We start from the raw sequence: 12,525 nt of genomic DNA on the forward strand, positions 1-12,525 counted from the left end.
AATTGAGCAATTTTAGTGAATCAGGCGGCTGATTGAACTAATGCGTTGAGCCATAAGCGCCCCTTCTCTGTTTTTCATACCTTACCATCAGACCCGGACGATTTGTTATCTTTATTTGCTGGATTTTACGGTTAACATTTACACCCGGATTAGGTTACTATATGTAATGATTCGACATACGTTTTCAGTTCTTGATGGTGTGGGTGAGAGGTTGGAGAAGAAGCTCTGGAGCGAGGGGGTCCTGACGTGGGATGACTTTGTGAGGGAAGACCCGGTCCCGTTTATCTCCGGACAGAAAAGCACTGTCATGAAAGAGACAATCCTGTACTTCTCCGAGGAGCTCAACCGGAGCAATCCCGAACCGTTCAAGTCCTTTCTGAGACCGCGGGAACACTGGAGACTGTTTGACACTTTCAGGTCTGATATGGTCTGTCTTGACATAGAGACAAACGGCCTGCCTCCTGATAGGGGGGGAACTGTGACTGTAGTCGGCCTCTACGATTGCCGTGAGTGGAGGTATCTGATAAAGGGAAAGAACCTGACACCTGAGAGGTTGCAGGATGAGCTTTCAGGATACAAACTCCTTGTTACTTTTTTTGGCTCTACGTTTGATATACCTTTTCTGAAAAAATGCTTCCCGGGGTTCAGGCTCAGGATGCCGCACTTTGATATCTGTTATGGTGCAAGGCGTGTTGGGCTTAAGGGCGGGCTTAAAAAACTCGAAGTTTCAGCCGGGCTTTCAAGGGCGGATGATGTAAAGGGAATGAACGGCTATGATGCCGTCCTTTTATGGCGGCGATGGATAAGGGGTGATTCCCGTGCCCTTGAGCTTCTTCTTGAGTACAACAGGGAGGATACCGTGAACCTTTTACCCCTGGCAGAGAGGATTTACAAACTGCTCAGGGCATCCACAGGCATAGAGGAGTTTCTGAATGGAAACGGCTCTTCTTGAGGGGTTTTTGACTTATCTGTCTGTGGAGAGGGGCAGGGCTGCAAATACTGTAATTTCATATGAGCGGGATTTAAAGAAGTTCAGCTTTTTTTTGCAGAACGAGGCAAAGGGATTTATTACTTTTGATAAGGGCGAAATTATCAACTTCATCAGTCTTTTAAGGAATGAAGATTATACCTCTGCCTCGATTGCAAGGATGCTCTCTGCAATAAGAAGCTTCTGCAGGTATCTGATTCTTGAAAAGCTGAGAAGCGAGGACCCTTCTGAAAACCTGCAGACACCTGCAAGGTGGGAGCGGCTTCCAAAGGCAATTTCCGTTGATGATGTGCAGAGGCTTCTTGAGGCAATAGAAGGTGGAGAACTTGCACTCAGAGACCTTGCCATGCTCGAGCTCATGTATGCATCCGGTCTCCGTGTGAGTGAGCTTGTTAATCTCAGAGTGGAGGATGTAAATCTCGAGGCCGGTTTTGTGAGGGTGATCGGCAAGGGTTCCAGGGAGAGGGTGGTGCCTGTGAGTGAGCAGACGATTGACAATATCCGCAAATACATAAAGCAGTTAAGGACGAGTCTGCTGAAGGGTAAGGAATCTCCCTATTTATTTATATCTCGGAGGGGAACGTCTCTTACCCGCCAGAGGTTCTGGCAGACAATCAAGGGATACGGAAGACGGGTGGGTATAAAGGTTTCACCCCATGTTATACGTCACTCTTTTGCAACCCATCTCCTCGAGGGTGGGGCTGATCTGCGCTCTATACAGAAGATGCTTGGACATTCGGATATTTCTACAACACAGATTTACACAAAGGTTACATCCGACAGGCTTAAAAAGGTTTATGAAAAATATCATCCCAGGGCATAAAACGATCTACAGCAAAAGGAGGGGAATATGGTGAAGTCTCTGACAGTGGATGACCTGTACAGGCGATGTGATACTAAACTCTTCAGCTTTAAGACAACAGATGAACTTCCCCCGTTTGAAGGTACGATTGGCCAGGACCGCGCTTTGAGCGCTATTGATTTCGGTCTCAGTCTTGAGAGCAAGGGGTTCAATATCTATGTGCTCGGTGAGAGCGGGACAGGAAAGACATCCACAATCAAGACCCTTTTGTCCAAGAAAGCAGAGGGAGAGCCCGTCCCACCTGACTGGTGTTATGTCTATAATTTTAAGGAGCCTGACAGCCCTCTTGCCATATCCCTTGAACCGGGCCGTGGAGTTGAATTTCAAAAGGACATGACAGAACTCATAAACTCACTCAAGGTGGAGATCCCGAGGGTTTTTGAGTCAAAGGAGTATGACAAACAGAGAGGCCGTATATTTGAAGAGTTTCAGAAGAGACAGAAAGAGCTTTTTTCGAGCCTTGAGCAAGAGGCAGAGGCTAAGGGATTCACTATAAAGAGGACCGTGGGCGGTTTTTTAATCGTTCCTGTCAAAAAGAACGGAGAGCCCCTTACCGAGGAGGAGTTCCACTCTCTTGATGAAGCGACCAGGAGGAAGATAGAAGAGATCGGCAAACTGCTTCAGGAAAAACTTGATGATGTGGTAAGGACATTGAGGGAAGGTGAAAAGCTTGTTAAGGAACTTCTCAGAAGGCTTGAAAGAGAGGCTGCCATATCTGTCCTTGGCCACCTGATCGATGATTTAAAAGAGAAGTATAAGGGTAATGAAAAGATCATGGTCTACCTCGACGCTGTGAGGGAGGATATACTTGATAACCTTGAAGGTTTTAAGTCACCTGCGGAAGAGGCAGCGCCGGCTCCGCTTCCGTTTATGAAGATGCCGAAACCGGAGCCTAATTTTATAAAATATTCAGTAAATGCAATTGTTAACAACGGTGCCCAGAAGGGTGCTCCCTGTGTATTTGAGAGCAATCCAACATATTATAACCTCTTTGGCCGTATTGAACATAAATTCCAGTATGGCGTGGCTGTGACTGATTTCTCCATGATCAAGGCCGGCTCTCTCCATAAGGCCAACGGAGGTTACCTGATAATAAATGCCCTCGACCTTTTGAGAAACCTCTTTTCCTATGATGCCATGAAAAGGGCGATAAGGAACCGTGAGCTGAAGATCGAGGATATCTGGGAGCAGTACCGTCTCATAACAACAGCAATGTTGAAACCGGAAGCTGTTCCACTTGATGTGAAGGTTGTCCTTATAGGGAATCCGTATATTTATTACATGCTCTACAATCTTGACGAGGAATACAGGGAACTCTTCAAGGTGAAGGCGGATTTTGACAACCAGATGGACCGGACAGGGGAGAACATACTTAAATACGCAACCTTTGTTGCAACCAAGTCAAAGGATGAATTGCTCCTGTCCTTTGACCCCTCGGGTGTAGCAAGGATTGTTGAATACGGTTCCAGATTGGCGGAGCACCAGGAAAAACTCTCTTCGAAATTCAGTGATATATCGGACCTGATCAGGGAGGCCCATTACTGGGCAAAAAAGGATGGGGCCGAAGTTGTTGCAGGGGTGCATGTGGAAAAGGCCCTCAATGAGAAGATTTATCGTCATAACAGGATTGAAGACAGGTTGAGGGAGTTGATGGCCGAGGGGACCCTGATTGTTGAGACTTCCGGTGAAAGAGTGGGTCAGATAAACGGCCTTGCAGTGATGAGCCTTGGAGATTACAGTTTTGGCAAACCTTCGAGGATTACGACAACAGTGTATACAGGAAAGGCAGGCGTGATTAACATTGAGAGAGAGACGAAGCTTTCAGGAAAGATACACGAAAAGGCCATTCTCATACTTTCGAATTACCTTGGCAGGATGTATGCCATCAAGAAACCCATAAGTCTCTCGGCATCGATTACATTCGAGCAGCTTTACGGGATGATAGAGGGGGACAGTGCTACCTGTGCTGAGCTCTATTCACTATTGAGCGCTATCTCAGGTGTGCCAATCAAGCAGAATATAGCCATAACAGGGTCGATGGATCAGAACGGCAATATTCAGCCTATTGGCGGTGTGAACGAAAAGATCGAGGGTTTCTTTGAACTCTGCCGTCTGAGGGGACTTGACAGGACTTATGGGGTCATCATCCCTGAAAGAAATGTCAGGAATCTGATGCTCCGAAGGGGAGTCCTCGAGGCGGTAAAGGATGGAAGTTTCCATATTTACCCGATTGAACGCGTGGAGGAGGGGATTGAGATTCTTATGGACATGCCTGCCGGTGAACTTAAGCCTGACGGGACGTATCCTGAGGCGACACTGAACTACCTTGTGCAAAAGAGGTTGACAGAGATAAGAGAGGCGCTGAAAGAGAAGAAGGAGGATAAGAATAACAACAATGGGGAGGACGGTAAGAACGGGTAATGAGGAATGTCCTGTGGCTTTTTCAGATGGGCCTTTTGTACGCCGTAACTTTTCCGCTGGTTATTCTGCCTTTAAGGTTGGCGCTCAGAGTTGGTTCCCTTATAGGGGTGATCGGGTATTTTGTATGGGGGAGCAGGAGAAGAATCGCTGTTGATAACATCAGTCATGCCATCCGGGCAGGGTTTATAGATAATAGTGTTCCTGTAACTGAGTTAGTAAAAGAGCATTTCAGAAACCTTGGGATGTCTGCTGTTGAGATAGCCAGAATTTACCACGGGTTTGGAAGCAGGATACTGGATAGAATAGAGGTTGAGGGGCTTGATAATTATCAGAGGGCGAGGGAGAAGGGAATGGGCATCCTCCTGATTACCGGTCACTGTGGTAACTGGGAACTCCTTGCACTTGCCGTTTCCTGCAAAGTATCCCCGGTCGGCGCTGTGGCGAGACCCATAAACAATCCATATTTAAATAGCCTCATCGAGCGGGTCAGAAAGAGATACGGCAACTCGGTGATATACAAAAAGGGTGCGCTCAGGGCCATAATCTCCAGGCTCAGGAAGGGTGGTGCAGTGGGAATACTCATTGACCAGAGTGTCCTGCCCGCCGAGGGTGTTGTAGTTGAGTTCCTTGGCAGGCCAGCCTGGACAATCAAGTCACCGAGCCTCATTGCAAGAAAGACCGGGGCTTCGGTAGTGCCTGTCTTTATAAGGCGGAGGGATAACGGGAGTCACGTGGTGGAGATACATCCTGAGGTGGAACTCTCTGACGCAGAAGACCTCGAAAGAGCGGTTCTTGAGGATACGAAGAGGTTTACATCTTTTGTTGAGAGATATATAGTTAAAAATCCTACGGAATGGCTCTGGATTCACCGAAGGTGGAAGAGGACTTAAAATTGGTTAATATATTGACCTGAACCTGCCCGTGCTGCTGTCAAAGAGAATGGTGTCGACAACTTTTCCCTTGTCCTTTACTTTTGCCTTTATAAACCTGCCGCTTATCTCTTCTATCTCCACATCAAGCCCTTTCTTGTTGTAATAGTCCCTTATTGCCCTCTCTGCTTTTTCAGGACTCGTCTGTATTGTACAGATGCCGTAAGTGCTGCAGAGTGAGCAGAAGTCGCCATAGGGTGTTACAGGCTGCTGCTTTTGTTGTGCAAATTGCTGTGCAGAAATTGAAGGCGCTGTCAGCATGAATAAAATTATTGCCAACCCTGCCGAATATTTCATTTTACTTAGCATTTTCCCCATTTGTTTTTTTGTTTTTTTCTGTAACCTCTGAGTTTTTTGCGGTTGAATTTTAGAGTCTTTATCTCAGTTTCAAGGATAAAACAAAAAGATGAAGAAAATATGAAAATAGTCTGCCTTAGCCGTATATATTCAGAATGTGACGGTAAACCGTGAACCGATATCCGGTGTGCTCTCTACCTCAATGCTTCCCCCTATCACCTCTGTAAGTTCTTTCACAATGGCAAGACCGAGTCCCCTGCCACCTGAGTCTTTTCCCTTGTAAAACCGTTCAAATATTTTTGAAATATCTGCGGGTGCAATACCTTTTCCTGAATCTTCAACCGTGATCTGAAATCCTGTTGTCCCGCCATCTTTTTTATACTTGTCCCAGCGTACAGTAATCCCTCCACTATGTGTGAATTTATAGGCATTTGTGAGGAGGTTTTTCAGTATAATGTGCAGTTTTTCAGGGTAGGTCTTTACCGTAACCGGAGGTCCCTCTGTCCTGATAGATAGCCCCTTTTCCTCTATCATATTGGCCATTCCACTCGTGACTGTTTCGATAAACTCCTTGAGGTCGATCTCTGTCAGTGTGCCTTTCTTGAAGAAACTCGCCTCAGCCCTTGTTATATCCTCTATCCCTTCCACAAGGGAGATGAGTCTCTGTATCTCGGAGTTTATATTGTTTATTACCGTATGCGTATCTGTGATTATTCCGTCCTCAATAGCCTCGAGATTTACCTTGATAATGGTCAGTGGTGTTCTCAATTCATGGGCCACGTTGGAGGTAAGGTGCTTCCTGAGGGCATCCTCTCTCCTCAGGGCCTCCGCCATATAATTAAATGTATCTGTAAGCCTGTCCATCTCGTCATGGCATTTCAAGGTGCTGTAAAGGCCTCCGAAGGGTCGGTGTAATTGGGGTATCTTTACAGAGAGGTCTCCTTTTGCTATCTTTTCCGCTGCTGCGTTCAGTCGTCTTACCGGTGTGGCGAGGTAGATGGTAAAGAGTATGGAAAGAAAGATTGCTCCGCTACCTGCTATCAGGAACGAGGTGATGAGAAACTCTCTTCCCCTGTTTCTGAAGATATCTTCCTTAAGGGCAATAGCCCCGAGTCTTTTAAGTGGTCTGATATAGAGTTTTCCGATCTCTCTGCCCTTGACATAGAGGGGATACCAGGCATATTCACCCTCACCTGTGGGCAACTTCAGGAGGGAAAGCATCCTCTTGAACATGTTTGGATTCAGACTGAGGAGGACATCGGTTGAGGAGAGAATTTGCTTTTCGGAGGTATCTTCAACATAGGTTTCAAAACCGAGCATTAACCCCCAGTGAAGCGCCATGCTGAGGTGTTCCATATCCCACTGATTATCGATATAACTGCCTTCAATTGAGGCCAGGACCCAGTATGTCTGGTCTTCTTTTGTTCCCCTTACGAACTCATCGAAATCTTTCAGGGTAAGCCGTTCAAAGACAACATTGGAAAGAAGGGCAAGAAATATTATAAGTATGAATGATAGAAATAATTTAGTCCTCATCAGGTAAGCCGATAAATCTGTAACCTACTCCATAAACTGTTTTAATGTAAACAGGGTTTCTTGGATCGTCTTCGATCTTGTGACGGATGTTCTTGATGTGTGCATCGACCGTTCTGTCATAACCTTCAAAATCATAACCGAGAATTGCGTTTACAAGCTGAACCCTTGTGAAGACCTGTCCGGGACGTTCGGCAAGGTTGAGAAGGAGTTTGAACTCTGTTGGTGTAAAGACTACGATGGAGCCGTTTTTTATAACCTCAAAACGCGATTCATCGATTATAAGGTTGTTATTGTTAAAGCTGATCTTCTTTTTTATACCTTTACTTCTTCGCAGCAGGGCCTTGACCCTTGCCACGAGCTCCCGTGGGCTGAAGGGCTTTACCACATAGTCATCAGCCCCGATGCCGAGCCCTTTTATCCTCTCTTCCTCTTCGCTCTTTGCAGTGAGCATGATGATCGGTATTTCGGAGTCTTCCCTGATTGCCTGACAGATGTCCTCACCAGGCATGTCCGGGAGCATCAGGTCGAGTATTATAAGGTCAACCCCGTCTTTAAGCAACTTTAAAGCACGCTGTCCCGTTTCTGCAACGGCTACCTTGAACCTTTCGTTTTCAAGATATGCCTTGACGATATCCGCTATCTTTTTTTCATCTTCTACTATTAGTATCCTGTATCCCTGCATATTACTTATAATACCATAAAAAGCATGAAGTAGTTGTGAAGGAGAGACGTTACAGAAATCCGCACTGAGGAGAAATACTTGTATATTTCAATGAGTTTCACTATAATGTATATTATGCCCTTGCAGGTATGGAGCGTGGTGTGTTCCAGCAGAGATTGACCTGCTTTGCAGGGGACTTCTATCGTCTCAACCCTCACCGAACAGGGAGTTCACCATAAATTATACTGCCGAGGGTTGAGTATTTCGAAGGGTGATTGATACCTGCCTCAATGAATGGTGTAAGGATTTCGGCATTTGTGCAGATAAACAAAAAATTCCTTCTGAGGAGGATTTATGGCTATTAAAAAGGGTACAAGCATCAGGGTGAAGCTTACCATTACGTTCCTGGCCGTTATATTATTATTGGTCACCGCAATTTTTACATACCAGTTGTACGATATATGGAAAGACCGCGTAAAGACGACAATCGAAAAAGAGAAACTCTTTGTTGCCGAGCAGTCTGCCGCAGTAAGTGATCTTATGTCAACAGATGATATGCGCGCTGTGAAGACATTTGCCGTTCAACTGAAGAAATCCTCTCCTGATCTTGCATACTATATATTCAGAGACCGCGATGGGAAAATATTTGAGCACTCCTTTAAGGGAAAAATCCCTGCCGAGTTGAAGAATGTTGGTCTGAGTCCAAAAGAGACCGTGCAGGAACTCGCTATCAAGCCCTTTGGGAAAGTAATAAATATCAGCTATCCCCTGGCATCATACGGAATAGACATATACGGGACCATGACCGCCGGGTTTTATAAGGTGAGTTTTCTGGATATCCTTAAGGAACGCTCAATGGTGATTGCCTTATTTTATTTAGCAACCCTGTTTATCGGGTTGGTAGTCTCCATGGCTATATCGTCAAGGATGGTGGAACCCTTGAATTCCCTGATGTCGGGTATCGAGGCCGTTGGCCGCGGAGAGTCCGATGTCAGACTACCCGTCAAATCATCGGATGAGTTTGGCAAGATAGCGGTTGTCTTCAATGATACCCTTGACAAGTTGCGGGAATATATACAGACAGATGAAGAAAGAAAAAAGGTTCAGGAAAATGTCATCAAATTCCTTGAAGTTGTCAGTACCGCGGCAGAGGGCGATCTTACTGTGCGTGCACCTGTTACTGCAGATGTCTTTGGCTCTATTGCCGATGCCTTTAATCTGATGGTGGATGAACTTTCATACCTCTTCAAGGATGTCAGAAACACTGCCCGCAGCGTTGGTGAAGAGAGTTTCAGACTCCTTGACATGCTGAAGAAGATGGCAGACGGGGCTGAAAACCAGATGGTTCAGCTAAAAGGGGCTACTGAAGCAGTCAACGGGACTGTTGATGCCACAATAAAAATCTCTGATGAGACCGGAGAGGCAACAGAGATTTCAGTTAAGGCCTCAGAGGCTGCGTCAAAGGGTGGAGAACTGGTCAATCAGAGTATTGAAGGTATGAAAGTTGTCAGGGCAACGGTTCAAACCATCAATAAGAAGATGAAGATGCTGTCCGAGAGGATTATAGAGATCGGAACCATTTCAGGCCTTATTGCAGAGGTTGCGTCAAGGACAAACCTTTTGGCAATGAATGCCTCGATTGAGGCAGCAAGGGCCGGCGAGTCAGGCAAGGGTTTTGTGGTTATCGCTGAAGAGATACGAAGGCTTGCAGACAAGTCGGCAGAGGCAACCAAGCAGATAACCAATATCATACGTGCAATACAGACAGAGGCAAGTGAAATAACCACATCACTTGAAGACGAGACCGAGATAGTCGAGAAACAGTCTGTCCTTGCATCTGAAACAGGTATCGCCTTTACAGATATAGAAGGTTCTGTTGATAAAACAAAGGGTATCGTCTCGGAGATATTCCAGTTATCACAGATTCAGAGGGAGATGACAGGCGATGTTGTCCTTTCAATGGAGTCTGTCAACGGCATCTCTCTTGAGCTGTTAACGCTGGTACAGGACTCAACAGAGATCTCCGGGAAGCTTTCCGGATCTTCAAAAGAACTTCTCTCATCTGTTGAAAAATTCAGGATATCAGAGGAAGGAGAGACGGTTTAGGTTCGTTCCGGGGCCGGGTTTATCTGAATTGAGGGGTTTTCAGATACCCTCTCACTGTTTCCAGCAGCGACTCTTCTTCAAAGGGCTTCACCAGATACTCTTTTGCCCCAAGTGAAGCAGCCTTCTCCTTGTGTTTCTCACTCCCTCTTGATGTCAGTATCACGACTGGGATGGTCTCGGAAAGTCCTTTCCTCTGGAGCTCTCTTAGAAATTCGTAACCATGCATGACCGGCATCTCAAGGTCTGTGATGATTAGGTCGACAGGATGTTCATCAATTACTTCAAGTGCTTCCATGCCGTTAGAAGCGGTATACACCCTGTATCCCTTTTGCTGGAGGATGATGCTTACAAATTTGCGGATACTCAGGGAATCATCCACTATCAGAATATTCTGTTTCAGTTCCACCTCTCTTAGCTCCGGCTGCAGGAATTCCGTCTCAACAGGCCGTTCAAGCAATGTCACCGGATTAAGGACAGGCATCAGTCTTCCCCTTGCTGAAATGCTCACACCAGAGTAGTATTTCAGGCCTTCAAGAAATTTCCCGAGCGGCTTGATGACCGTCTCTTCCTGTCCTGTTATCTCATCTACCAGAAGGGCTACCTGTGTGCCGGGCATAAGATTGAAGACAATTGCGGGTATCTTAGAACCCCTGCCTTCCGGATTGAGTCTCAGCAGTTTACAGAGGTCCTTTGCCTGCACATGGTCTCCTCTCAGGGGTATGGTTTCTGCTTCCGGGTTGTAGTCAACCTCAATCAGCTCCTGAATAAGGCTTGACGGAACAACAAACTCGATACCGCCAGCAGTGAATCTTACCGTGTTGACAATTATAAAGGTGAGGGGGAGTCTTATCCTGAAGATCGTTCCTTTCCCTTCGGATGTTGCAACACTTATTTTCCCGTTCATTTCTGCAATAGCCTCCCTCACCACATCCAGTCCCACTCCTCGCCCTGATGTCATATCCGTCTCTTCAAGCGTAGTAAACCCGGGGCTGAAAAGGATGCCGAGGAGCCGCCCCTTGGTAAGCCGCTCACCCTTTTGCAGCATTCCAAGCCTTACAGCCTTTCTGTATACTGCACCAAGATCAATGCCACGTCCGTCATCTTTTACATCGATTGCAACACTATTGCCCTCTCTTCTTGCAACAAGGGAGATTCTCCCTTCTTTTGGCTTGCCCTTCGAGACCCGTTCCGCGGGATACTCTATTCCGTGAGAGACTGCATTACGGATTATATGTAAAAGCGGATCAAACAGCCGTTCAAAGATTACCCTGTCGATACGGGTTTCCGTGCCACTTACAATAAATCTGACCTTCTTGTTTGAACGGTGTGCCAAGTCCCTGATTGTTCTTGTAAACCTCTGAAAGAGCCTGCCGGCTTCCACCATCCTTGAGCGGGAAACGATCTCTCTCATATCCATATTGATCCTGTCGATCATCCTGATATGATCCGAAAACCTTACAAGGAAATTGGCGGAGTCCTTGAGTGCCTCTGTTATATCGTCCATTATCTCGTGGAGCTTGTGGGTGAAGAGATTCAGCTCATCATACCTGTCAAACTCAAGTTCCCTGAAATCTTCAAGAAGGGCATCCACATATGTAATCTTGTCCGGAATGGAATAAGCGTATTTACTGCTGAAGTCATCTATTTCTTTTGTTAATCTGCTGCCGGCATACTCAATTTCGTCTTTGAGGTCCAATATCTCCCCTGTTTCGGAAAGTAGATAGTTCTTCAGGATTGTTAATTCACCTACGAGGTTCATCATCTGTTCTATATTATCAACATGAACCCTGACGTAATTCGACAGTACCTCGATTTCCTCTCTTCTCCGGGGTACCTGCCTCTTCTCAGGTACAGCCTTTTTTTCCTTAACAGAGATACTCTTTGCAGTCTCTTCCCCCGGAAGGATTTCTTTAAGGCTTTCCTCTACTTCAGCGGCGATCTCTGTTATTTCAGGATTTCCAAGTGTTATTTCCGATATAAGGAGTTTGATGGCATCAAGGGTATGGAGAAGCCAGTCAATGACCGGTCTGGTAACGGGGGTATTACCGTCCCTGATTGACTCAAGGACATCTTCGAGGTTATGTGCAACCTTGCTTGTGGTATCAAGTTTGACAAGTGCTGCAGAACCCTTAAGGGAGTGAGCGGCCCTGAAGAGTTCCTGCATTTCGGAAAGCTCTGAAGGGTTCTTTTCCAGCTCAAGGAATCCTTTCTCAAGGACAACCAGATGTTCTTCAGCCTCTGCAAGAAAGAAATCGCGTAAACCCTTTTCCGCCATTACCTCAACCTGTATGTTTCAAAGAAATCCGGGACATCTATAAGCTCACCCCTGTAATCTGCGACCAGATCCGGCATCTCATTTACAGTAATCCCCAAGAGAGTCCTCTCCACCTCAAGCACTATAAGCCACCTCTATGCAGCCTTTTCTTCATGAAGCTCCTTCAGAGTGGCAAGGTTCACAACGGGCACCGCCATTCCTCTCAGAGATGTAATCCCCTCTATGTAGGAGGGACTGAGCGGCAGGGGTACTATTTCTGAAAGCTCAGCTATCCCTTTTAGATAAGCCATGTCCACTGAAAACTCCTGCCCGCCGACGGAAAATATACAAGCCTTTAATTCGGGAGTACCATACTCCTCTTCCGGAGTGCCTGAGTTTTCTATATTTTCAACCATTTTGCAATATCTATCTCATCAGATCGGAAGAGCACACGTCTGAACTCCAGTCACG

The 12,525-nt window shown here is 46.2% G+C and carries 11 protein-coding genes; 5 read left to right on the plus strand and 6 right to left on the minus strand.

The window, feature by feature from the left end; all coding sequences use genetic code 11:
• Positions 1 to 166 precede the first annotated feature (166 nt).
• From VST71_13185 to VST71_13200, 4 genes are read left to right on the plus strand one after another with little or no spacing between them, the layout of a single operon-like run.
• A complete protein-coding gene (locus VST71_13185; protein ID MEC4686667.1) occupies positions 167 to 952 on the plus strand; it encodes a ribonuclease H-like domain-containing protein in 786 nt (261 codons plus the stop codon).
• Positions 933 to 1,811, plus strand: coding sequence for a site-specific tyrosine recombinase XerD (xerD, locus tag VST71_13190; GenBank protein MEC4686668.1), 879 nt, complete (start codon positions 933 to 935; stop codon positions 1,809 to 1,811). The genes VST71_13185 and xerD overlap by 20 nt, the downstream gene beginning before the upstream one ends.
• Before the next feature lie 27 nt (positions 1,812 to 1,838).
• On the plus strand, positions 1,839 to 4,271 hold the full coding sequence (locus tag VST71_13195; protein MEC4686669.1) for an AAA family ATPase: 2,433 nt from the start codon (positions 1,839 to 1,841) through the stop codon (positions 4,269 to 4,271).
• A gap of 26 nt (positions 4,272 to 4,297) precedes the next feature.
• Positions 4,298 to 5,161: a lysophospholipid acyltransferase family protein gene (locus VST71_13200; protein ID MEC4686670.1), complete on the plus strand. Its 864-nt coding sequence runs from the start codon at positions 4,298 to 4,300 to the stop codon at positions 5,159 to 5,161.
• Between the two features lie 6 nt (positions 5,162 to 5,167).
• Here VST71_13200 and VST71_13205 read toward each other — a convergent pair whose 3' ends face one another.
• The 3 genes from VST71_13205 to VST71_13215 all read right to left on the minus strand — a co-directional run bounded on the left by VST71_13205 (position 5,168) and on the right by VST71_13215 (position 7,715).
• Entirely contained in the window at positions 5,168 to 5,497 is a 330-nt protein-coding gene (locus VST71_13205) for a hypothetical protein (protein MEC4686671.1), read from the minus strand.
• Positions 5,498 to 5,647: 150 nt separating this feature from the next.
• Positions 5,648 to 7,033 carry a HAMP domain-containing sensor histidine kinase gene (locus VST71_13210; protein MEC4686672.1) on the minus strand — a complete coding sequence of 462 codons (1,386 nt, stop codon included), beginning with the start codon at positions 7,031 to 7,033 and terminating at the stop codon, positions 5,648 to 5,650.
• Positions 7,023 to 7,715: a response regulator transcription factor gene (locus tag VST71_13215; protein ID MEC4686673.1), complete on the minus strand. Its 693-nt coding sequence runs from the start codon at positions 7,713 to 7,715 to the stop codon at positions 7,023 to 7,025. Before VST71_13215 ends, VST71_13210 begins: the two co-directional genes overlap by 11 nt.
• Before the next feature lie 333 nt (positions 7,716 to 8,048).
• Here VST71_13215 and VST71_13220 point away from each other — a divergent pair, with 333 nt between their 5' ends.
• On the plus strand, positions 8,049 to 9,800 hold the full coding sequence (locus VST71_13220; protein MEC4686674.1) for a methyl-accepting chemotaxis protein: 1,752 nt from the start codon (positions 8,049 to 8,051) through the stop codon (positions 9,798 to 9,800).
• A 19-nt stretch (positions 9,801 to 9,819) separates the two neighbouring features.
• Here VST71_13220 and VST71_13225 read toward each other — a convergent pair whose 3' ends face one another.
• Genes VST71_13225 through VST71_13235 form a run of 3 tightly spaced genes read right to left on the minus strand, consistent with a single transcriptional unit; the run spans position 9,820 to position 12,470 of the window.
• Positions 9,820 to 12,075, minus strand: coding sequence for a response regulator (locus VST71_13225; GenBank protein ID MEC4686675.1), 2,256 nt, complete (start codon positions 12,073 to 12,075; stop codon positions 9,820 to 9,822).
• Positions 12,075 to 12,197, minus strand: coding sequence for a hypothetical protein (locus VST71_13230; protein MEC4686676.1), 123 nt, complete (start codon positions 12,195 to 12,197; stop codon positions 12,075 to 12,077). Before VST71_13230 ends, VST71_13225 begins: the two co-directional genes overlap by 1 nt.
• 12 nt (positions 12,198 to 12,209) lie before the next feature.
• Positions 12,210 to 12,470 (minus strand): chemotaxis protein CheW, encoded by a 261-nt coding sequence (locus VST71_13235; protein MEC4686677.1) that lies wholly within the window; start codon positions 12,468 to 12,470, stop codon positions 12,210 to 12,212.
• Between the last annotated feature and the right edge of the window lie 55 nt (positions 12,471 to 12,525).

Source organism: Nitrospirota bacterium (assembly GCA_035873375.1).
Lineage (GTDB): Bacteria > Nitrospirota > Thermodesulfovibrionia > Thermodesulfovibrionales > JdFR-85 > BMS3Bbin07.